The organism is Streptomyces sp. NPDC030862 (genome assembly GCF_055571835.1).
On sequence record NZ_JBVIEN010000002.1, the window covers coordinates 416,704 to 439,142 of the forward strand.

The window sequence follows — 22,439 nt, forward strand, 5'->3', positions numbered from 1 at the left end:
ATAGGCTGTACCGAACCCACCCCGTCGCGTATGCCTCCGCATATGCCGCGGTACTGATGCCGTTGACACCGATACGGCCCCCGGGTCTTGCGTACACCTCGTACAACCACCTCGTACAACCCCCGTCGTCAGAGTCAAGGAGAGTCATCGAGCGATGGCCGGTCCCGCGTTCCGCGCCGCCGCCGTCCGGGTGCGCGTCCCCGCCACCAGCGCCAACCTCGGCCCGGGCTTCGACGCCCTCGGCCTGTCGCTGGGGCTGTACGACGACGTCGTCGTCCGGGTCGCCGACTCCGGGCTGCACATCGACATCGCCGGCGAGGGCGCCGACTCGCTCCCGCGCGATGAGAGCCACCTGCTCGTACGCTCCCTGCGCACGGCCTTCGACCTGCTCGGCGGGCAGCCCCGCGGCCTCGAGGTCGTCTGCGCCAACCGCATCCCGCACGGCCGGGGCCTCGGCTCCTCCTCGGCCGCCATCTGCGCCGGCATCGTCGCCGCCCGCGCGGTGACCATAGGCGGCGACGCCAAGCTCGACGACGCGGCGCTGCTGGAGCTCGCCACCGAGATCGAGGGCCACCCCGACAACGTCGCCGCCTGTCTGCTCGGCGGCTTCACGCTCGCCTGGACCGAGGGGGGCGCCGCCCGCGCGATCAGGATGGAGCCGTCGCGGTCCATCGTTCCGGTGGTTTTCGTCCCCGGAAAGCCGGTGCTCACCGAGACCGCCCGCGGCCTGCTGCCGCGCACCGTCCCCCATGTGGACGCCGCGGCCAACGCCGGCCGCGCGGCCCTGCTCGTCGAGGCGCTGACCCGGCGCCCGGAGCTGCTGCTCGCGGCCACCGAGGACCGGCTCCACCAGGAGTACCGGGCCCCCGCGATGCCCGAGAGCATCGCGCTTGTGAACCGACTGCGCGCGGACGGCGTCCCCGCGGTCATCTCCGGTGCGGGCCCCACGGTGCTCGCGCTGGCCGAGGACGGCGCGGCGGAGAAGGTCGCGCTCCTGGCGGGCGAGGGCTGGGCGGCCAACCGGCTCGCCCTCGACCTCTCCGGTGCGAGCGTGCTGCCGCTCGCGCCGTAGGTCTCCGCCGGAACACGGATTGCCGGTGTTGGAGAGGGGGAATGTTTGTTGGAGCCGGTAGTGTTAACCTCAAGTCTGCACCCGACGTCTTTGTGGCGCGGTGCTGAGTGTCCCCTTCCGGGACCACCATTCTTCCGGGAGCCTCCTCCACTGCCTGAGCAGCCTGCCTGAGCAGTTTCGAGCACGCTCCGGAACCGGCGCGCGACACCCCTCGCTTTTCCCAGGAGCGGGCCGAGCAGGGGGCCTCGGGCCGGACCCAAGCACGTATCTCTCTTTCCGCCGCACCCGGCGGGACCACCGCCCCGACACGGACCACAGATCAGGGACCGCTGTCGGACAGCACAACCGGTCGCCGAGCCAGAAGGCCGACGTCCGCTCCAGGGAAGGACCCTTCGTGAGCGACACCACCGATCTGATGGGCGTGACTGCCGACACCAGCGTCGACACCCCCGCGCCCGCCGCAGGTGCTGCCACTGGCACCACCTCACGGCGCCGCCGCTCCGGCACCGGCCTCGAGGGCATGGTCCTGGCCGAGCTGCAGCAGGTCGCGTCCGGCCTCGGCATCAGGGGCACCGCGCGGATGCGCAAGAGCCAGCTGATCGAGGTCATCAAGGAGGCGCAGGCCGGGGGCGGCGCCACCGCGCCGGGCGCCGGTGCGGCCGGAGCCGCCGAGACCAAGCCGAAGCGCCGCGCCACCTCCAAGGCCCGTACGGGCGAGGAGGGCGCCACCGCCGGCAAGGCCGCCGCCACCAAGGCCGCGGACAAGACGGAGAAGGCCGGCAAGGCCGAGGAGACCGACGCCGCGCCCAAGACCGTGAAGGCCGGGCAGCCCGTCGCGCAGCAGCAGATCGAGATCCCCGGTCAGCCGGCCGCCGACGACCAGGGCATGGGCGAGCGCCGCCGTCGCCGGGCCACCGCGCCGGCCGGCAGCCCCGAGGGCGACACCCGCACCGAGGCCCGCGCCGACGTCCGGACGGACGTGCGGACCGACGTCCGCGCCGAGACCCGCACCGAGACCCGTACCGACGCGCAGGGCGACGCCAAGGCCGAGGCCTCCGTCGACACCGCCGAGGCGGGCCGCCGGGACCGCCAGCGTGACCGCGGGGAGCGCGGCGACCGCGGCGAGCGCCGTGACCGCCAGCGCGACCGCCGTGACCGCGGCAAGGGCGAGGGCGCCGACCAGCAGGGCGGCGGCCAGCGCCAGCAGCGCCAGGGCGGCCAGCAGGCCCAGACCGGCCCGCAGGACGACTTCGACGACGAGGGCGGCCGCCGGGGCCGTCGCGGCCGCTACCGCGACCGCCGTGGCCGCCGTGGCCGCGACGAGTTCGCGGCCGGCGAGCCGCAGGTCTCCGAGGACGACGTCCTGATCCCCGTCGCGGGCATCCTGGACATCCTCGACAACTACGCGTTCATCCGGACCTCCGGCTACCTGCCCGGCCCGAACGACGTGTACGTCTCCCTCGCCCAGGTCCGCAAGCACGGCCTGCGCAAGGGTGACCACGTCACCGGCGCCGTGCGCCAGCCCAAGGAGGGCGAGCGCCGCGAGAAGTTCAACGCGCTGGTCCGCCTGGACTCGGCCAACGGCATGGCCGCCGACTCGGGCCGCGGCCGTCCCGAGTTCAACAAGCTGACGCCGCTCTACCCGCAGGACCGCCTCCGTCTGGAGACCGACCCGGGTGTGCTGACCACGCGGATCATCGACCTCGTGTCGCCGATCGGCAAGGGCCAGCGAGGCCTGATCGTGGCCCCGCCGAAGACCGGCAAGACCATGATCATGCAGGCGATCGCCAACGCGATCACCCACAACAACCCCGAGTGCCACCTGATGGTCGTCCTCGTCGACGAGCGTCCGGAAGAGGTCACCGACATGCAGCGGTCGGTCAAGGGCGAGGTCATCTCCTCGACCTTCGACCGCCCGGCCGAGGACCACACCACCGTCGCCGAGCTGGCCATCGAGCGCGCCAAGCGCCTCGTGGAGCTGGGCCACGACGTGGTCGTCCTGCTCGACTCGATCACCCGCCTGGGCCGCGCGTACAACCTCGCGGCCCCCGCCTCCGGCCGCATCCTGTCCGGTGGTGTCGACTCGACCGCGCTCTACCCGCCGAAGCGCTTCTTCGGTGCCGCGCGCAACATCGAGGACGGCGGCTCGCTGACCATCCTGGCCACCGCGCTGGTCGACACCGGCTCGCGCATGGACGAGGTGATCTTCGAGGAGTTCAAGGGCACCGGCAACATGGAGCTCAAGCTCGACCGGAAGCTCGCCGACAAGCGCATCTTCCCGGCCGTAGACGTCGACGCGTCCGGTACGCGCAAGGAGGAGATCCTGCTCGGCAGCGAGGAGCTCGCCATCGTCTGGAAGCTGCGCCGGGTGCTGCACGCGCTCGACCAGCAGCAGGCGATCGAGCTGCTGCTCGACAAGATGAAGCAGACGAAGTCGAACGCCGAGTTCCTGCTCCAGATCCAGAAGACGACGCCGTCGGCCGGAAACGGCAACGACTGACGCTCCGTCAGGAACCACTGAACCGCCCCCGTTACGCCAGTGACGGGGGCGGTTCGGCGTTGTAGGATCAGCGCGTCGTAGTGGGGGGGAACGCATTTACGAATGCGCTCACTGAGTCGACGGAGCCGGGCCCTGAAGAACCGGGCCGCTCCGCGCCGTTGTCCTTTTCCGGTGGCCTTCCGTGGCTCCTCTCCTCCCTGCGCGGACATCGAGAGGAGTTTCTGAGTGACATCTGCTCAGCGGAGGGCGCGCATAGCCCTCCCCGCGGCTGCCGCCGCATTCGCCCTGGGAGGCGCGCTGCTCGGCGGCGCCCCCGCCCAGGCGACCGACACCCAGCCGCTCTCCGGCGAGCGGACCGTGCGCCCGCTGCCCACGTCTTCCGAGGCGGAGCTGCGGGCCCGGGTCGAGGGTGTCGAATCCGTCCTGAAGAAGGACGCGTCCAGGGACACGTCCCAGGACGCTTCCAAGGACGCGTCGAGTGACGCGCCCGAGCCCGCGCCGAGCGGCTCGTCGTCGTCCTCCACGGTCGACCCGAAGATCATCAGCGGTACGCCGGCGACCATCGCCGAGGCGCCGTGGATGGTGCAGCTGTACTACTACGACCCCGCCGACGGCACCGGCTTCTTCTGCGGTGGCTCGCTGGTCGCGCCGAACAAGGTCCTCACCGCCGCGCACTGCGTGTACGGCACCGACTGGGCCCTCAACGGCACGGTGGTCGGCGGTACGGAGAAGCTGTTCAGCACGCACGGTGAGGGCACGGCCGTCGGCGTCGCCCGCCAGTGGGTGAACCCGGCGTACAACGACACCACCGTCAACGGTGACGTCGCGGTCCTGACGCTCGCCGAACCGCTGCCGTACAAGACGCTCCAGACGACGTCGGCCGACGACACCCTGTCGTACAAGGCGGGCACGCCGGGCACCGTCTACGGCTGGGGCCGGATCAGCTCCACCAGCGACGAGTCGGCCGAGACCCTGCAGAAGGCCACCGTGCCCATGCGGGCCGACAGCTCCTGCTCGGCGTACTTCGGCTCCCACTTCGTCGCGGGCAACATGGTCTGCGCGGGCGAACCGGCCTCCGGCCAGGACGCCGGCACCGTGACGCCGTGCAACGGCGACTCCGGCGGCCCGCTGGTCGTCAACGGCCGCATAGCCGGTGTCGTCTCGTGGGGCGTCGAGGACTGCGTCGAGTCGGGCGCGTACGGCGTCTACGCCAAGACCAGCACGTACGCGGGCCGCATCAACCCGCGGATCGACGACACGGACCTCAACTTCGACGGCCGGGCGGACCTTCTCGCCCGGACGAGCGGGGGCGAGCTCTTCGAGTACTACTCGCGGGGCACCACCGTCGGTGGCCGTGTCTCGCTCGGCGACTGGAGCGGGACGAACCTGATCCGTCAGGCCGACCTGCAGCGGGACAACCACGCCGAGTTCATCGTGCGCACCACCAACGGTGACCTCCACTGGTTCCACCCGGACTTCGCCGCGGGCGAGTACGTCGCGACCCGCATCGGCGGCGGCTGGGGGGCGATGAAGTCCATCACCCTGCCCGGCGACCTCACCGGCGACGCGCAGGCCGACCTGCTCGCCGTCGACACCGCCGGCGTCATGTGGACCTACCCGGGCCGCGGCAACGGCACCTTCGGCAAGCGCGTCCAGGTGGGCTCCGGCTGGGGCGTCCTCACCCTCACGGGCAAGGGCGACTACACCGGAGACGGCCGCGCCGACCTGCTGGCGCGGGACTCCTCGGGGGCGCTGTACGTCTACCCGGGCCGTGGCTCGGCGACCGCTCCCTTCGGGAAGCGGACCTTCGTCGGCACGGGCTGGAACTTCACCGCGTACGCCGCCACCGGCGACGTGAACGGTGACGGCCGGGCGGACCTGTTCGCCCGCGACCGGGACGGCGTGCTGTGGTTCTACGCCGGCCGTGGCTCCGCCTCGGCGCCCTTCTCGCCGCGTACGAAGATCGGCAGCGGCTGGAACGCGTTCAACATCTTCGGCTGAGGCTGACCGCGGCGTGACCTCGGTCCGCCTCCGCCGGAGATCCGTGTCACAGTCGGTGCGGGCGCGCAGTCGGCCCGCAACACCCCGGTGACCTGGCTGTGACCTGGGAAAACAAGCACCTGTGCCCACCGTGCGCCGCACGGTGGGCACAGGTGTTTTCCGGAACCCCTCTCACGAGCGCGTGCAACCCTGTGGGCCGCTTCCCCGTCTGACGCGGCAGGGAAGGACGGGAGACCGAAGACCACGAGACCGAGGACACCCATGGCCGACCAGGACCGCAGCCACACCCGAATACGCGCCACCGGGCGCCGCCGCAAGCCGCCCGCCAAGGGCCGCAGGGCGCTCCGCGTCGCCGCCTGGTCGGCGGCGGGACTGGCGGTGGTCGGCGGCGGCGGACTGGCGTACGGCTACGTCACCCTCAACGGCAACATCGACAGCGTCGACATCAACGCCCAGCTGCGCGACGACAACCGCCCCGACGACGTCGACAACGGCTCGATGGACATCCTCGTCCTCGGCTCCGACACCCGCGCCGGCGCCAACGGCGCCTACGGCCGCGACGAGGGCGCCGCCCGCTCCGACACCGCGATGATCCTCCACGTCCACGAGGGCCACCGGAAGGCCAGCGTCGTCTCCGTACCGCGCGACACGATCATCGAGCGGCCCGACTGCACCGACAAGACCGGCCGGCCCGTCCCCGGCCAGCGCAAGGCCATGTTCAACACGGCGTACGAGGTCGGCGGCCCGGCCTGCGCGGTCAAGACCGTCGAGGCGATGTCCGGCATCCGCATGGACCACTACATCGAGGTCGACTTCACCGGCTTCAAGAAGCTCATCGACGAGCTCGGCGGCGTCGAGGTCACCACCACCGCGGCGATCAAGGACCCGTCCAGCCACCTCGACCTGGCGGCCGGCACGCACACCCTCTCCGGCGAGCAGGCCCTCGGCCTCGTCCGCACCCGCAAGGGCGTCGGCGACGGCAGCGACCTGGGCCGCATCCAGCTCCAGCAGGCGTTCATCAAGGCCTTCATCGAGCAGGTCAGGAGCGTCGGCGTCTTCACCAGCCCGCAGAAGCTCTGGGGCCTCGCCGACACCGCCACCAAGGCCATCACGCCCGACGCGGAGCTCGACACCGTCAAGGAGCTCGTCGGCTTCGCCCGCGGCCTGCAGCAGCTCGGCCCCGACGACGTCCACATGATCACGATGCCGGTGCGGTACGACCCCGCCGACCTCAACCGCGTCGTACCGCTGGAGGCCCAGTCCCGGCAGGTGTGGACCGCCCTGCGGCAGGACCGGCCGATCCCCGCGTCCGCGACGAAGGACGCCGCCACGGGCACGGCCCAGGGCGTGGTCAAGTAGCCCGCACCCCCTCCGCCCCGGCCCCGGAATAGATGCGGACCCACCCCGGTTTTGGGAGATACGGCCAGTCCTGGCAGACTGGTACGTCGGCCCCGGTTCACGCACGCGCATCCCGCCCGTGCGACCCGGCGCCCTCCCGAAACTAGGAGACACCTTGAAGCGCGACATCCACCCCGAGTACGTCGAGACGCAGGTCAGCTGCACCTGTGGCGCGTCGTTCACCACCCGTAGCACGATCCAGGGCGGCAACATCCGTGCCGAGGTCTGCTCCGAGTGCCACCCGTTCTACACGGGCAAGCAGAAGATCCTCGACACCGGTGGCCGTGTGGCCCGCTTCGAGGCCCGCTTCGGCAAGAAGGCTGCCGGCTCCGCCAAGTAGCGAGCCCCTGCGCCGGTCTCCGGCCGCCCCGGCGAGGGGCGGCCGGGACCGGCGTTTGCCGTCTCACTCCCGCAGCAGCCACCACCCGCGTACGAAAACCAGGAGCACCGATGTTCGAGGCGGTCGAGGAACTGATCGGCGAACACGCCGACCTCGAGAAGAAGCTCGCGGACCCCTCCGTCCACGCAGACCAGGCCAACGCGCGCAAGCTCAACAAGCGCTACGCCGAGCTGACCCCGATCGTCGCCACGTACCGCTCCTGGAAGCAGACCGGCGAGGACATCGAGACCGCCAAGGAGTTCGCGGCCGACGACCCCGACTTCATCGCCGAGGTCAAGGAGCTGGAGAAGCAGCGCGAGCAGCTCACCGAGAAGCTCCGCCTGCTGCTGGTCCCGCGCGACCCCAGCGACGACAAGGACGTCATCCTGGAGATCAAGGCCGGCGCGGGCGGCGACGAGTCCGCCCTCTTCGCCGGCGACCTGCTGCGCATGTACCTGCGGTACGCCGAGCGGGTCGGCTGGAAGACCGAGATCATCGACGCCACCGAGTCCGAGCTCGGCGGCTACAAGGACGTCCAGGTCGCCGTGAAGACCAAGGGCGGCAACGGCGCCACCGAGCCCGGCCAGGGCGTCTGGGCGCGCCTGAAGTACGAGGGCGGCGTGCACCGCGTGCAGCGCGTGCCGGCCACCGAGTCGCAGGGCCGCATCCACACCTCCGCCGCCGGTGTCCTGGTGACCCCGGAGGCCGAGGAGATCGACGTCGAGATCCACGCCAACGACCTGCGCATCGACGTCTACCGGTCCTCCGGCCCCGGCGGCCAGTCCGTCAACACCACCGACTCCGCCGTTCGCATCACCCACCTGCCGACCGGCATCGTCGCCTCCTGCCAGAACGAGAAGAGCCAGCTCCAGAACAAGGAGCAGGCCATGCGTATCCTGCGCTCCAGGCTGCTCGCCGCCGCCCAGGAGGAGGCCGAGCGCAACGCCGCGGACGCGCGCCGCAGCCAGGTGCGCACCGTCGACCGGTCCGAGAAGATCCGTACGTACAACTTCCCGGAAAACCGGATCTCGGACCACCGGGTCGGCTTCAAGGCGTACAACTTGGACCAGGTGCTCGACGGCGACCTGGACGCCGTGATCCAGGCCTGCGTCGACGCCGACTCCGCGGCGAAGCTCGCCGCGGCCGCGTAAGACATACCCCGTACGGAGGACCAGCGTGCAGCGACATTCTGGGGGACGCCCCCCAGGCCCCCGCACTCTGCTGCTTGCCGAGGTGGCCCAGGCCACCCAGCGGCTGGCCGACGCCGGCGTACCCTCACCGCGCTTCGACGCCGAGGAGCTCGCCGCGTTCGTGCACGGCGTCAAGCGGGGAGAGCTGCACACGGTCAAGGACGCGGACTTCGACGCCCGCTACTGGGAGGCCATCGCCCGCCGCGAGGCCCGCGAGCCGCTGCAGCACATCACCGGACGGGCCTTCTTCCGCTACCTGGAGCTCCAGGTCGGCCCCGGCGTCTTCGTGCCGCGCCCGGAGACCGAGTCGGTCGTCGGGTGGGCCATAGACGCCGTCCGTGCGATGGACGTCGTCGAGCCGCTCATCGTCGACCTGTGCACCGGCTCCGGCGCCATCGCCCTCGCCATGGCCCAGGAGGTGCCGCGCTCGCGCGTGCACGCCGTGGAGCTGTCCGAGGACGCCCTGGTGTGGGCGCGCAAGAACGCCGAGGGGTCCAGGGTCACCGTCCACCACGGCGACGCCCTGACGGCCCTGCCCGAGCTCGACGGCCAGGTCGACCTGGTCATCTCCAACCCGCCGTACATCCCGCTCACCGAGTGGGAGTACGTCGCCCCCGAGGCCCGCGACCACGACCCGGAGATGGCGCTCTTCTCCGGCGAGGACGGCCTCGACACCATCCGCGGCATCGAGCGCACCGCCCACCGGCTGCTCCGCCCCGGCGGCCTCGTCGTCATCGAGCACGCCGACACGCAGGGCGGGCAGGTGCCGTGGATCTTCAACGAGGAAGCCGGCTGGACGGACGCGGCCGACCACCCGGACCTGAACAACCGCCCGCGCTTCGCGACCGCGCGCAAGGCGACCCCATGACACACGAGACCGTGTACGTGTACGAGGAGGCCCGTTAAATGGCTCGGCGATACGACTGCAACGACGCGACCGACCGCACGACCGGCCTGCGTGAGGCCGCGTCCGCCGTCCGCCGCGGCGAGCTCGTCGTGCTGCCCACCGACACCGTGTACGGGATCGGTGCGGACGCCTTCAGCGCGGAGGCCGTCGCCGACCTGCTGGCGGCCAAGGGGCGCGGCCGCAACATGCCGACCCCCGTGCTCATCGGCTCGCCCAACACCCTGCACGGCCTGGTCACGGACTTCTCCGAGCAGGCGTGGGAGCTCGTCGACGCCTTCTGGCCCGGCGCGCTCACCCTGGTCACCAAGCACCAGCCGTCCCTCCAGTGGGACCTCGGCGACACCCGCGGCACCGTCGCGATCCGGATGCCGCTGCACCCGGTCGCCATCGAACTGCTCACCGAGGTCGGCCCGATGGCCGTCTCCTCGGCGAACCTCACCGGGCACCCGTCGCCCGAGGACTGCGACGCCGCGCAGGGCATGCTCGGCGACTCGGTCTCGGTCTACCTCGACGGCGGCCCGACCCCCGGCAACGTCCCGTCGTCGATCGTCGACGTCACCGGCAAGGTCCCGGTCCTGCTGCGCGCGGGCGCGCTCTCCGCGGACGAGCTGCGCAAGGTGGTACCCGATCTCGAGGTGGCCAATTGACCGCCCCTGAGGGGCGTGGCATAGGCGGCACGGAGACCGACACCTTCCGCATCCTCCACGTCAGCACCGGCAACGTCTGCCGCTCACCCATCACCGAGCGGCTGACCCGCCATTTCCTCTGCGACCGCCTGGGCGACCCCCTGGGCGGCGGCCTGGTCGTGGAGAGCGCCGGCACCTGGGGGCACGAGGGAGCCCCCATGGAGGCCAACGCCGAGATCGTCCTCGCCGACTTCGGCGCGGACGCGAGCGGCTTCGTCGGCCGCGAGCTGCTCGACGAGCACGTCATCCGCGCGGACCTGGTCCTCACGGCGACCCGCGACCACCGGGCGCAGGTCATCTCGATGGGGCACAGCGCGGGCCTGCGCACCTTCACCCTGAAGGAGTTCACCCGCCTGGTCCGGGCGATAGATCCGGCCACGCTCCCCGACCCGTCGAGCGACGGCGTGGTCGAACGCGCCCGCGCCCTGGTCCGCGCGGCGGCGGCCCTGCGCGGCTGGCTGCTGGCCCCGAGCGCGGAGGCGGACGAGGTCAACGACCCGTACGGGGCGCCGATCACCTTCTTCCGCTCGATCGGCGACGAGATCCAGCAGGCGCTGGACCCGGTGGTGACGGCACTGACGGGCGTGCCCACGCCGCGCTGACCGGATCTCCCGCCGGACGGAGTCCGGCGCAGCGCTCCGCGGCCTGGGAGGCCCCCTGGGGCCGGAGCAGTGCGAGGGGCGCATCGGGAAGGGGCTCCAGCAGGCGCTGGACCCGGTGGTGACGGCACTGACCGGGGTGCCGACCCCGCGCTGAGACCCCTCGGGGCGTGCCGACGCCGCGCTGAGACCCCTCGGGGCGTGCCGACGCCGCGCTGACACCCCTCGTGGGCGTTCCCGCGGGGCGCCGAGCCGGGTGCGGGCCTACATTGGGGCGTAGACGGGGGCCCGCCCACGCCTGGAGCCACAGATGCCGGTCACCGCTGCTGCCGCCGCCGACGCGCGTCTCGCCGCGTACGGTCCGGACGCCGACGCCCTGCGCCGGCAGGACCCGCAGATCGCCGACGTACTGGCCGGGGAGGCGCGGCGGCAGGCCGACGGGCTGCAGCTCATCGCCGCCGAGAACTTCGCCTCGCCCGCCGTGCTCGCCGCCCTCGGCTCGCCGCTCGCCAACAAGTACGCCGAGGGCTACCCCGGCGCCCGCTACCACGGCGGCTGCGAGTTCGCGGACGCCGCCGAGCGGCTCGCCGTCGAGCGGGCCACCGCGCTCTTCGGGGCCGACCACGCGAACGTCCAGGCCCACTCCGGCTCGCAGGCCGTCCTCGCGGCGTACGCGGCGCTGCTGAGGCCCGGGGACACCGTGCTGGCCATGGGCCTGCAGTACGGCGGGCACCTCACCCACGGCGCGCCGGCCAACTTCTCGGGCCGTTGGTTCGACTTCGTCCCGTACGGCGTCGACGCCGAGTCCGGTCTCCTCGACTACGAGCAGGTCCGCGTCCTCGCGCACGAGCACCGGCCGAAGGCGATCGTCTGCGGCTCGATCTCGTACCCCCGGCACATCGACTACGCGGCCTTCCGCGAGATCGCCGACGAGGTCGGGGCGTGCCTGATCGCCGACGCCGCTCACCCCATCGGGCTGGTGGCGGGCGGCATGGCGCCCAGCCCCGTCCCGTACGCCGACGTCGTGTGCGCGACCACGCACAAGGTGCTGCGCGGGCCGCGCGGCGGCATGGTGCTGTGCGGCGCGGAGCTCGCGGAGCGGATGGACCGGGCGGTGTTCCCGTTCACGCAGGGCGGCGCGCAGATGCACACGATCGCGGCGAAGGCGGTGGCGTTCGGGGAGGCGGCGACCGACGCGTACCGCGCGTACGTCCGGCGGGTCGTGGCGAACGCGCGGGCGCTCGCGGAGGCGCTCGCCGCCGAGGGGTTCGCCCTCACCACCGGCGGCACCGACACCCATCTGATCAGCGCCGACGCCACGCCCCTGGGCGTGGACGGACGGGTCGCCAAGGCCCGTCTCGCGGCCTGCGGCATCGTGCTGGACACGTGCGCCCTGCCGTACGGCGACGGGCGCGGCATCCGCCTCGGCACGGCCGCCGTGACGACGCAGGGGATGGGGACCGCGGAGATGGCGCGGATCGCCGCGCTGTTCACGGCGGCGCTGCGGGCGGACGACGCGGAGAAGGCGCCGCGCGTCCGCTCCGATGTGCGAGAACTCGCCGAAGGATTTCCCCCGTATCGGGGGTAGAAGCGGGGCCGTGGAACCGTCGCGGCCGTCCGCGTGTCCTCAAGCACAGGGCGACCGGGACTAGGGTGTGGGGCTGAGATGGCCAGCGATTCCTGTGGGGCAGCCCGTGCGTGATTACCTGCTGACGCTCTGTGTCACGGCCGCGGTGACCTATCTGCTGACCGGTCCGGTGCGGAAGTTCGCCATCGCGGCCGGAGCGATGCCCGAGATCCGCGCCCGCGACGTGCACCGAGAACCGACACCGCGGCTCGGTGGCATCGCCATGTTCTTCGGACTGTGTGCCGGCCTGCTCGTCGCGGACCACCTGCAGAACCTCAACAGCGTCTTCGAGCTGTCGAACGAGCCGCGCGCCCTGCTGTCGGGCGCCGCGCTGATCTGGCTGATCGGTGTGCTGGACGACAAGTTCGAGATCGACGCGCTGATCAAGCTCGGCGGGCAGATGATCGCCGCGGGCGTCATGGTGATGCAGGGCCTGACGATCCTGTGGCTGCCGATCCCCGGCGTCGGCACGGTCGCGCTCACCCAGTGGCAGGGCACGCTCCTGACCGTCGCCCTGGTGGTCATCACCATCAACGCGGTGAACTTCGTCGACGGCCTCGACGGCCTCGCGGCCGGCATGGTGTGCATCGCCGCGGCCGCGTTCTTCCTCTACGCGTACCGGATCTGGTTCGGCTACACCATCGAGGCCGCCGCCCCCGCGACACTCTTCGCGGTGATCCTCATGGGCATGTGCCTGGGCTTCCTGCCGCACAACATGCACCCGGCGCGGATCTTCATGGGCGACTCCGGCTCGATGCTCATCGGCCTGGTCCTCGCCGCCTCCGCCATCTCCATCACCGGCCAGGTCGACCCCGACGCGCTGAAGATCTTCGAGGGCTCGACCCGCCAGGCCACGCACGCCGCGCTGCCGGTCTTCATCCCGCTGCTGCTGCCGCTGACGATCATCGCCATCCCGATGGCGGACCTGGTCCTGGCCATCGTGCGCCGCACCTGGAACGGCCAGTCGCCGTTCGCCGCGGACCGCGGACACCTGCACCACCGGCTGCTGGAGATCGGGCACTCGCACAGCCGCGCCGTTCTGATCATGTACTTCTGGTCGGCGCTCATCGCCTTCGGCACGCTGGCCTACTCGGTGCACTCCGCGTCGATGTGGATCGTGCTGGTGATCGTCGCGCTCTCCGCGATCGGCCTGGTGCTCCTGCTGCTGCCGCGCTTCACGCCGCGCGCCCCGCGCTGGGCGGAGTCGTTCGTTCCGCCGCGCTACCGGCGCCGCAAGCCGGCGGTGGAGCCGGCGCCCCCGCTCGCGTACGACGGAGAGAGCGAGGAGCGCGTGCCCGTTCCGGCGGGTGTCAACGGGGCGACCGCGCTGGGCGCCCGTTCCACCCTCCCCGACCGGCGGAAGGCGGGAACGCGCGGTTGACGAAAGCCGCGAACGCGCCCCTTACCACCCAGAAGGGCCCGCTGTCGCGCACACACGCGCGGGGTCACTCTCATGTGTGAGAGTTGGCACACCTCTGAGTAAAGACCTATTCAAATAGTTTGTGATACCGTTCACGAGTACCCGGCGACACCGCCGAAGGGCCGTAGTGCGACGGCCCCTTGGCCCCGAGACCCACCTCGGACCGGGCTTACGCTCGTCCATGACGACACCACTGCCCCCACCAGCAAGCGGAGATGCCGCCATGCCCTCCAACGACGTCCGCACCCTCCTGCACACCGCCGTACCAGCCGTTGCCGCCGGCGCCATCGCGACCGTCGTGAGCGGTGTGGTCGCCGGTGGCGAGGGAGCCGTCGGCGCCGTGGCCGGCACGCTCGTGGTCGTCCTCTTCATGGGTATCGGGCTCGTGGTGCTCCAGCGGACGGCGAAGTCCATGCCGCAGCTCTTCCAGGCCATGGGCCTCATGCTCTACACGGCCCAGCTGCTGGTGCTCTTCATCTTCCTGAGCCTGCTGAAGGGCACCACGCTCTTCGACTTCAAGGCATTCAGTCTCACGCTGCTCGCGACGACCATCGTGTGGGTCGCGGCGCAGGCGCGTGCGTACATGAAAGCCAAGGTCCTCTACGTCGAGCCCGAAAAATCGGGGTCCACGACGTGAGAGGTAGGGCCGGGATAAATGCGCGTTCGAGATGCTGCTATCGTCCGGTGCCAACTGCGGCACTGCGGGCGCGGGCATCCGAGCTGACGCCTGTCCCAGCGCGAGGCGAGACGCCGACCCGCCGCCCCCCCAACCGTAAGACCAGTCCAGTGCCGAACCGCGGCTGCGTGCCGCGCCGACACAACGAGGTTGCCGTACCTATGCGCCACGCTGAAGGAGCCCGCGGTGAGTGCTGACCAGACGCTTGCCTTCGACCCGAGCTGTCACATCTTCACCGGATGCGGCTTCCCGGCGCCGGGCCTCCACACGTTCATGTACGAGCCCATCGCCAACATCGGCGGTTTCGAATTCACGAAGCCGATGCTGCTGGCCCTGCTGGGCTCGATTCTGATCGTCGGGTTCTTCTGGGCCGCCTTCGCGAAGCCGAAGCTCGTCCCGGGCAAGCTCCAGATGGTCGGCGAGGCCGGGTACGACTTCGTGCGCCGCGGCATCGTCTACGAGATCATCGGCAAGAAGGACGGCGAGAAGTACGTCCCCTTCATGGTGTCGCTGTTCTTCTTCGTCTGGGTCATGAACCTCTGGTCGATCATTCCGCTCGCCCAGTTCCCGGTCACCTCGCTGATCGCCTTCCCGGCCGGTCTCGCGCTGATCGTCTACGTGATGTGGGTCAGCCTCACCTTCAAGAAGCACGGCTTCGTGGGCGGCTGGAAGAACATCACCGGCTATGACAAGTCGCTCGGCGCGATCCTGCCGCTGATCGTCTTCCTCGAGTTCTTCTCGAACCTGATCATCCGGCCGTTCACCCACGCGGTGCGACTGTTCGCGAACATGTTCGCCGGTCACCTGCTGATCGTGATGTTCTCGCTGGCGAGCTGGTACCTGCTGAACGGCATCGGCATCGCCTACGCGGCCACGTCGTTCGTGATGGTCGTCGTGATGACCGCCTTCGAGCTCTTCATCCAGGCGGTCCAGGCGTACGTCTTCGTCCTCCTGGCCTGCAACTACGTGCAGGGCGCGCTCGCCGAGCACCACTGATCGGCCTGGGCCCCCGCCCACCCCAAACCACCAGACGTCCGGTGGCCAACCCCCACCGGATCCTTGAAAGAGAAGGAAGAACCGGCATGTCCGCTCTCGACAACCTCGCCGCTGTCACCGGAAACGTCGCCTCCATCGGCTACGGCCTCGCGGCCATCGGCCCCGGCGTCGGCGTCGGCATCATCTTCGGTAACGGCACCCAGGCCCTCGCCCGCCAGCCCGAGGCGGCCGGTCTGATCCGTACCAACCAGATCATGGGTTTCGCCTTCTGTGAGGCGCTCGCCCTCATCGGCATCGTCATGGGCTTCGTCTACCCGTCCGCCTGATCCGGACCGGCAGACCAACCCCTTTCACGGAAGGCACTGATGTGAACGCTCTGTTCCTTGCGGCAGCGGAGGAGCCCCAGCCTCCTCTGATCCCGCATCTCGACGAGCTCGTCATCGGCCTGATCGCCTTCGTCATCGTCTTCGGCTTCCTGGCCAAGAAGCTCCTCCCGAACATCAACAAGGTTCTGGACGAGCGTCGCGAGGCCATCGAGGGCGGCATCGAGAAGGCCGAGTCGGCCCAGATCGAAGCCCAGAGTGTGCTGGAGCAGTACAAGGCTCAGCTCGCCGAGGCCCGTCACGAGGCCGCGCGGCTGCGTCAGGAGGCGCAGGAGCAGGGCGCCGCGATCATCCAGGAGATGAAGGCGGAGGGCCAGCGCCAGCGCGAGGAGATCATCGCGGCCGGCCACGCCCAGATCGAGGCCGACCGCAAGGCCGCGGCGACCGCGCTGCGTCAGGACGTGGGCAAGCTCGCCACCGACCTGGCCGGCAAGCTGGTCGGCGAGTCCCTCGAGGACGTCGCCCGCCAGAGCCGCACCATCGACCGCTTCCTCGACGAGCTCGAGGAGAAGGCCGAGGCCGCCCGATGAACGGAGCGAGCCGCGAGGCACTGGCCGCCGCACGCGAGCGTCTCGACGCGCTGACCGACAACACGTCGGTCGACGTGGCGAAGCTCGCCGGCGAGCTGGCCGCCGTCACCGCGCTGCTCGACCGCGAGGTATCGCTGCGTCGGGTCCTGACCGACCCGGCGCAGGCCGGCGAGGCCAAGGCCGAGCTGGCCGCGCGACTGCTGAGCGGTCAGGTGGGCGGGGAAGCCGTCGACCTGGTCTCCGGCATGGTCCGCTCCCGCTGGTCGTACTCGCGCGACCTGGTCGACGCGCTGGAGGAGCTGGCGAACACCGCCGACCTCTCCGCCGCGCAGAAGGCCGGCGCGCTCGACGACGTCGAGGACGAGCTGTTCCGGTTCGGCCGGATCGTCGCGTCCAGCACCGAGCTGCGGGCCGCGCTGACCGACAAGGCCGCCACCGCGTCCGCCAAGGGCGAGCTGCTGCGCAGCCTGCTCGGCGGCAAGGCCGATCCGGCCACGGAGCGGCTCATCGTGCGTCTTGTGACGCAGCCGCGGGGACGTAGCCTGGAGGCGGGACTCGAATCCCTGTCCAAGCTCGCCGCGGCGCGCCGGGACCGGATGGTCGCGGTCGTCACCTCGGCGGTGCCGCTCACCGACCAGCAGAAGCAGCGCCTCGGCGCCGTACTGGCGAAGCTGTACGGCCGGCAGATGCACCTGAACCTGGACGTGGACCCCACGGTCCTCGGCGGGATCTCCGTGCGCGTCGGCGACGAGGTCATCGACGGCACCGTCGTCAACCGTCTCGCAGAGGCGGCCCGGCGGCTGGCCGGCTGAGGCCACCAACTCAACAAGCGTTACCTACGGCCCGGTTGGGCCGTGCACAGGATGCAGAAGTTCTGGGGGGAGCCCCCAGATCCCCCAAAGATACTTCGGGCCCAACAAGGAGAGCAGGGAACCCAGATGGCGGAGCTCACGATCCGGCCGGAGGAGATCCGGGACGCGCTGGAGAACTTTGTCCAGTCGTACAAGCCGGACGCGGCCTCGCGCGAGGAGGTCGGTACGGTCAGCCTGGCCGGCGACGGCATCGCGAAGGTCGAGGGTCTGCCCTCGACCATGGCGAACGAGCTGCTGAAGTTCGAGGACGGCACCCTCGGCCTCGCCCTCAACCTCGAGGAGCGCGAGATCGGTGCCATTGTCCTCGGTGAGTTCAGCGGCATCGAGGAGGGCCAGTCGGTCACCCGCACCGGCGAGGTCCTGTCCGTCGCCGTCGGCGAGGGCTACCTGGGCCGGGTCGTCGACCCGCTCGGCAACCCGATCGACGGCCTCGGCGAGATCGAGACCAGCGGTCGTCGCGCCCTTGAGCTGCAGGCCCCCACGGTCATGCAGCGCAAGTCGGTGCACGAGCCGATGGAGACCGGCTACAAGGCCGTCGACGCGATGACCCCGATCGGCCGTGGCCAGCGTCAGCTGATCATCGGTGACCGCCAGACCGGCAAGACCGCCCTGGCCGTCGACACGATCATCAACCAGCGCGACAACTGGCGCTCGGGCGACCCGAAGAAGCAGGTCCGCTGCATCTACGTCGCCATCGGCCAGAAGGGCTCCACCATCGCGTCCGTGCGCGGCGCGCTGGAGGAGGCCGGCGCCCTGGAGTACACGACCATCGTCGCCGCCCCGGCGTCCGACCCGGCCGGCTTCAAGTTCCTCGCGCCCTACACCGGCTCGGCCATCGGTCAGCAGTGGATGTACGAGGGCAAGCACGTCCTGATCATCTTCGACGACCTGTCGAAGCAGGCCGACGCCTACCGCGCCGTGTCCCTGCTGCTGCGCCGCCCGCCGGGCCGCGAGGCCTACCCGGGTGACGTCTTCTACCTGCACTCGCGTCTGCTGGAGCGCTGCGCCAAGCTCTCCGACGAGATGGGTGCCGGCTCGATGACCGGTCTGCCGATCGTCGAGACCAAGGCCAACGACGTCTCGGCGTTCATCCCGACCAACGTCATCTCCATCACCGACGGCCAGTGCTTCCTGGAGTCCGACCTGTTCAACGCCGGTCAGCGCCCGGCCCTGAACGTCGGTATCTCGGTCTCCCGCGTCGGTGGCTCGGCCCAGCACAAGGCGATGCGCCAGGTCTCCGGCCGTCTGCGCGTGGACCTCGCCCAGTTCCGCGAGCTGGAGGCGTTCGCCGCCTTCGGTTCCGACCTGGACGCCGCGTCGAAGGCCGCCCTGGAGCGCGGTAAGCGCATGGTCGAGCTGCTGAAGCAGCCGCAGTACCAGCCGATGGCGACCGAGAACCAGGTCGTCTCCGTCTGGGCCGGCACCACGGGCAAGATGGACGACGTCCCGGTCGCGGACATCCGCCGCTTCGAGCGCGAGCTGCTGGACTACCTGCACCGCGACCACAAGGGCCTGATGACCTCCATCCGCGAGGGCGCCAAGATGTCCGACGACACCCTCCAGGCCGTCGGCGACGCCATCGCCGCGTTCAAGAAGCAGTTCGAGACGTCGGACGGCAAGCTCCTTGCCGAGGACGCCCCGGCCGCCTCTAAGTGACGACGGAAGGGACCTGACTCATGGGAGCGCAGCTCCGGGTCTACAAGCGTCGCATCCGGTCCGTCACCGCGACGAAGAAGATCACCAAGGCGATGGAGATGATCGCCGCCTCGCGCATCGTCAAGGCGCAGCGCAAGGTGGCGGCCTCCACGCCGTACGCGACCGAGCTCACCCGCGCGGTCACGGCGGTGGCGACCGGATCGAACACCAACCACCCGCTCACCACGGAGGCGGACACCCCGACCCGTGCCGCGGTCCTGCTCATCACGAGCGACCGCGGTCTGGCCGGCGGCTACTCCTCCAACGCCATCAAGCAGGCCGACCGGCTCACCGAGCGGCTGCGCGGCGAGGGCAAGGAGGTCGACACGTACATCGTCGGCCGCAAGGGTGTCGCCTACTACGGCTTCCGCGAGCGCAAGGTCGCGGAGTCGTGGACCGGCTTCACCGACAGCCCGAGCTACGCGGACGCCAAGAAGGTCGCCGCGCCGCTCATCGCGGCCGTCCAGCAGGACACCGCTGAGGGTGGCGTCGACGAGCTGCACATCGTCTTCACGGAGTTCGTGTCGATGATGACGCAGATGCCGGTGGACAACCGGATGCTGCCGCTCAGCCTCGACAAGGCTGCGGAGGAGGACGGTAAGAAGGGCGAGATCCTTCCGCTGTTCGACTTCGAGCCGTCGGCGGAGGACGTCCTCGACGCCCTGCTGCCGCGCTACGTCGAGAGCCGGGTCTACAACGCCCTGCTTCAGGCCGCCGCCTCCGAGCACGCGGCCCGTCGCCGGGCGATGAAGTCGGCGACCGACAACGCGGGCGAGCTGATCAACACGCTCTCCCGACTTGCCAACGCGGCCCGCCAGGCCGAAATCACCCAGGAAATCAGCGAGATCGTCGGTGGCGCCAGCGCCCTGGCCGACGCGACCGCGGGGAGTGACAAGTAATGACGACCACTGTTGAGACGGCCGCCGCCACGGGCCGCGTCGCCCGGGTCATCGGCCCGGTCGTCGACGTGGAGTTCCCCGTCGACGCGATGCCGGAGATCTACAACGCGCTGACCGTCGAGGTCGCGGACCCGGCCGAGGCCGGCAAGAAGAAGACGCTGACGCTCGAGGTCGCCCAGCACCTCGGCGACGGCATCGTCCGCGCCATCTCCATGCAGCCCACCGACGGTCTGGTCCGCCAGGCCCCGGTGACCGACACGGGCGCGGGCATCTCCGTCCCGGTCGGCGACTTCACCAAGGGCAAGGTGTTCAACACCCTCGGTGAGGTGCTGAACCTCCCGGAGGAGAACGCCAACGTCGGCGAGCGCTGGCCGATCCACCGCAAGGCCCCCGCCTTCGACCAGCTCGAGTCCAAGACCGAGATGTTCGAGACCGGCCTGAAGGTCGTCGACCTTCTCACCCCGTACGTCAAGGGTGGAAAGATCGGTCTGTTCGGTGGTGCCGGTGTCGGCAAGACCGTGCTGATCCAGGAAATGATCATGCGTGTCGCCAACCTCCACGAGGGCGTCTCCGTCTTCGCGGGTGTCGGTGAGCGTACGCGTGAGGGCAACGACCTCATCGCGGAGATGGAAGAGTCCGGCGTTCTGGACAAGACCGCCCTGGTCTTCGGCCAGATGGACGAGCCCCCGGGCACCCGTCTGCGCGTCGCCCTGGCCGGTCTGACCATGGCGGAGTACTTCCGCGATGTGCAGAAGCAGGACGTGCTCTTCTTCATCGACAACATCTTCCGGTTCACCCAGGCCGGTTCCGAGGTGTCCACCCTGCTCGGCCGTATGCCGTCCGCGGTGGGTTACCAGCCGAACCTGGCCGACGAGATGGGTCTGCTGCAGGAGCGCATCACCTCGACGCGTGGTCACTCGATCACCTCGATGCAGGCGATCTACGTCCCCGCGGACGACCTGACCGACCCGGCCCCGGCCACCACCTTCGCCCACCTCGACGCGACGACGGTTCTCTCCCGTCCGATCTCCGAGAAGGGCATCTACCCGGCCGTGGACCCGCTGGACTCCACGTCCCGGATCCTGGACCCGCGCTACATCGCGCAGGACCACTACGAGGCCGCCATGCGCGTCAAGGGGATCCTCCAGAAGTACAAGGACCTCCAGGACATCATCGCGATCCTCGGTATCGACGAGCTGGGCGAGGAGGACAAGCTCGTTGTCCACCGTGCCCGTCGCGTCGAGCGCTTCCTGTCGCAGAACACCCACGCGGCGAAGCAGTTCACCGGTGTGGACGGCTCGGACGTGCCGCTCGACGAGTCGATCGCCGCGTTCAACGCGATCTGCGACGGCGAGTACGACCACTTCCCCGAGCAGGCCTTCTTCATGTGCGGTGGTCTCGAGGACCTGAAGAAGAACGCCAAGGAGCTGGGCGTCTCCTGAGCCACGCGCTTCCGAGCGCCGCTGACTCATGGGAAGGGGGCGGGTCCGTCCCGCCCCCTTCTCCACGCCCCGTAGAATTGACCCAACACCCGGCCGAGCGGCCGGGTGGTGACCCGAGGAGCCACCCTTGGCTGCTGAGCTGCACGTCGAGCTGGTCGCCGCGGACCGGAGTGTCTGGTCCGGCGAGGCCACCCTGGTCATCGCGCGCACCACGTCCGGCGACATCGGCGTCATGCCCGGCCACCAGCCGCTGCTCGGTGTGCTGGAGTCGGGCCCGGTGACCATCCGTACGAGTGAGGGCGCGACCGTCGTCGCCGCCGTGCACGGCGGTTTCATCACCTTCGCGGACAACAAGCTGTCGCTGCTCGCGGAGATCGCCGAGCTGGCGGACGAGATCGACCCCCAGCGCGCCGAGCGTGCGCTGGAGCGCGCGAAGGCGGAGTCGGACGCCGCGGCCGAGCGCCGCGCCGACGTCCGGCTGCGTGCGGTGGCGGCAGCGGTACGCTGACGCCCCGCGCCAACAGTTGTGCCCTCAGCCGCGGCCCCGGCTGGAACCATCCAGACCGGGCCGCGGCTGAGGCGATGCAGATGCAGTGCAGACAGGTGCAGTGCAGGTGCAGATTGTGATCCGATACGGATTCCGGTACGGCCGGTACGGGACGATGCGAGGAGGTCGGTGGAGATGTTCCTCGCTCTGCTTGTGAGCGCCGTGGTCGTCGCCGTGGTGGTGATCGGACTCTTCCTGTTCGGACTGCGCCGGCGGCTGATCCAGCGCTCCGGCGGCACCTTCGACTGCAGCCTGCGCTGGAACGTCCCGGAGGAGGGCGACCTCTCCGGTAAGGGCTGGGTCTACGGCGTCGCCCGCTACAGCGGCGACCGCATCGCCTGGTTCCGGGTCTTCTCCTACGCGCCCCGCCCGCGCCGCCTCCTGGAGCGCTCCGGCATCGAGGTGCTCGCGCGCCGGATGCCCGAGGGCGAGGAGGAGCTGGCGCTGCTGTCGGACTCGGTGATCCTCGGCTGCCTGCACCACGGCACGCGCCTGGAGCTGGCGATGAGCGAGGACGCGCTGACCGGCTTCCTGGCGTGGCTGGAGGCGGCGCCCCCCGGCCAGCGGGTCAATGTGGCGTGAGTCGTGAGTCGTAAGACGCGAGAGGAGCCGCACCCCGA

The 22,439-nt window shown here is 70.5% G+C and carries 21 protein-coding genes; all 21 read left to right on the plus strand.

Annotation, left to right across the window (positions count from 1 at the left end; all coding sequences use genetic code 11):
- The first annotated feature begins 154 nt into the window (after positions 1–154).
- The gene (thrB, locus tag ACZ42X_RS06180; RefSeq protein ID WP_468284792.1) at positions 155–1,072 is read left to right on the plus strand and encodes a homoserine kinase; all 918 of its coding nucleotides are present in this window, start codon (positions 155–157) and stop codon (positions 1,070–1,072) included.
- 394 nt (positions 1,073–1,466) lie between these two features.
- Positions 1,467–3,572: a transcription termination factor Rho gene (gene rho, locus ACZ42X_RS06185; RefSeq protein WP_468284794.1), complete on the plus strand. Its 2,106-nt coding sequence runs from the start codon at positions 1,467–1,469 to the stop codon at positions 3,570–3,572.
- Between the two features lie 225 nt (positions 3,573–3,797).
- Positions 3,798–5,573, plus strand: coding sequence for a trypsin-like serine protease (locus ACZ42X_RS06190; RefSeq protein ID WP_468284796.1), 1,776 nt, complete (start codon positions 3,798–3,800; stop codon positions 5,571–5,573).
- A 261-nt stretch (positions 5,574–5,834) separates the two neighbouring features.
- Positions 5,835–6,932, plus strand: coding sequence for an LCP family protein (locus tag ACZ42X_RS06195; RefSeq protein ID WP_468284798.1), 1,098 nt, complete (start codon positions 5,835–5,837; stop codon positions 6,930–6,932).
- A gap of 154 nt (positions 6,933–7,086) precedes the next feature.
- Positions 7,087–7,311: a 50S ribosomal protein L31 gene (gene rpmE / locus ACZ42X_RS06200; protein WP_355362886.1), complete on the plus strand. Its 225-nt coding sequence runs from the start codon at positions 7,087–7,089 to the stop codon at positions 7,309–7,311.
- A 110-nt stretch (positions 7,312–7,421) separates the two neighbouring features.
- A complete protein-coding gene (gene prfA / locus ACZ42X_RS06205; protein ID WP_468284800.1) occupies positions 7,422–8,501 on the plus strand; it encodes a peptide chain release factor 1 in 1,080 nt (359 codons plus the stop codon).
- A gap of 25 nt (positions 8,502–8,526) precedes the next feature.
- Positions 8,527–9,408, plus strand: coding sequence for a peptide chain release factor N(5)-glutamine methyltransferase (gene prmC, locus ACZ42X_RS06210; RefSeq protein WP_468284801.1), 882 nt, complete (start codon positions 8,527–8,529; stop codon positions 9,406–9,408).
- A 38-nt stretch (positions 9,409–9,446) separates the two neighbouring features.
- Positions 9,447–10,094, plus strand: coding sequence for an L-threonylcarbamoyladenylate synthase (locus ACZ42X_RS06215; RefSeq protein ID WP_355362880.1), 648 nt, complete (start codon positions 9,447–9,449; stop codon positions 10,092–10,094).
- Positions 10,091–10,735, plus strand: a complete 645-nt coding sequence (locus ACZ42X_RS06220) for an arsenate reductase/protein-tyrosine-phosphatase family protein (RefSeq protein WP_355362878.1) — start codon at positions 10,091–10,093, stop codon at positions 10,733–10,735. Before ACZ42X_RS06215 ends, ACZ42X_RS06220 begins: the two co-directional genes overlap by 4 nt.
- Positions 10,736–11,042: 307 nt before the next feature.
- On the plus strand, positions 11,043–12,320 hold the full coding sequence (locus tag ACZ42X_RS06225) for a serine hydroxymethyltransferase (RefSeq protein ID WP_468284802.1): 1,278 nt from the start codon (positions 11,043–11,045) through the stop codon (positions 12,318–12,320).
- A gap of 106 nt (positions 12,321–12,426) precedes the next feature.
- Positions 12,427–13,740, plus strand: coding sequence for an MraY family glycosyltransferase (locus tag ACZ42X_RS06230; RefSeq protein ID WP_468284804.1), 1,314 nt, complete (start codon positions 12,427–12,429; stop codon positions 13,738–13,740).
- A 262-nt stretch (positions 13,741–14,002) separates the two neighbouring features.
- Positions 14,003–14,416 carry a hypothetical protein gene (locus ACZ42X_RS06235; RefSeq protein ID WP_468284806.1) on the plus strand — a complete coding sequence of 138 codons (414 nt, stop codon included), beginning with the start codon at positions 14,003–14,005 and terminating at the stop codon, positions 14,414–14,416.
- 225 nt (positions 14,417–14,641) lie between these two features.
- Entirely contained in the window at positions 14,642–15,451 is an 810-nt protein-coding gene (gene atpB / locus ACZ42X_RS06240; RefSeq protein WP_355362870.1) for a F0F1 ATP synthase subunit A, read from the plus strand.
- 86 nt (positions 15,452–15,537) lie between these two features.
- Positions 15,538–15,777: an ATP synthase F0 subunit C gene (gene atpE, locus ACZ42X_RS06245; RefSeq protein ID WP_031073813.1), complete on the plus strand. Its 240-nt coding sequence runs from the start codon at positions 15,538–15,540 to the stop codon at positions 15,775–15,777.
- A 41-nt stretch (positions 15,778–15,818) separates the two neighbouring features.
- Positions 15,819–16,364: a F0F1 ATP synthase subunit B gene (locus ACZ42X_RS06250; RefSeq protein ID WP_031073811.1), complete on the plus strand. Its 546-nt coding sequence runs from the start codon at positions 15,819–15,821 to the stop codon at positions 16,362–16,364.
- Positions 16,361–17,176: a F0F1 ATP synthase subunit delta gene (locus tag ACZ42X_RS06255; protein ID WP_361419020.1), complete on the plus strand. Its 816-nt coding sequence runs from the start codon at positions 16,361–16,363 to the stop codon at positions 17,174–17,176. Before ACZ42X_RS06250 ends, ACZ42X_RS06255 begins: the two co-directional genes overlap by 4 nt.
- 126 nt (positions 17,177–17,302) lie before the next feature.
- Entirely contained in the window at positions 17,303–18,892 is a 1,590-nt protein-coding gene (gene atpA / locus ACZ42X_RS06260) for a F0F1 ATP synthase subunit alpha (protein ID WP_468284808.1), read from the plus strand.
- A gap of 20 nt (positions 18,893–18,912) precedes the next feature.
- Entirely contained in the window at positions 18,913–19,830 is a 918-nt protein-coding gene (locus tag ACZ42X_RS06265; RefSeq protein WP_361419014.1) for a F0F1 ATP synthase subunit gamma, read from the plus strand.
- The gene (gene atpD, locus ACZ42X_RS06270) at positions 19,830–21,272 is read left to right on the plus strand and encodes a F0F1 ATP synthase subunit beta (protein WP_361419011.1); all 1,443 of its coding nucleotides are present in this window, start codon (positions 19,830–19,832) and stop codon (positions 21,270–21,272) included. Before ACZ42X_RS06265 ends, atpD begins: the two co-directional genes overlap by 1 nt.
- Before the next feature lie 127 nt (positions 21,273–21,399).
- A complete protein-coding gene (locus ACZ42X_RS06275; RefSeq protein ID WP_361419008.1) occupies positions 21,400–21,780 on the plus strand; it encodes a F0F1 ATP synthase subunit epsilon in 381 nt (126 codons plus the stop codon).
- A gap of 174 nt (positions 21,781–21,954) precedes the next feature.
- Positions 21,955–22,401, plus strand: a complete 447-nt coding sequence (locus ACZ42X_RS06280; protein ID WP_468284810.1) for a DUF2550 domain-containing protein — start codon at positions 21,955–21,957, stop codon at positions 22,399–22,401.
- Positions 22,402–22,439 lie beyond the last annotated feature (38 nt).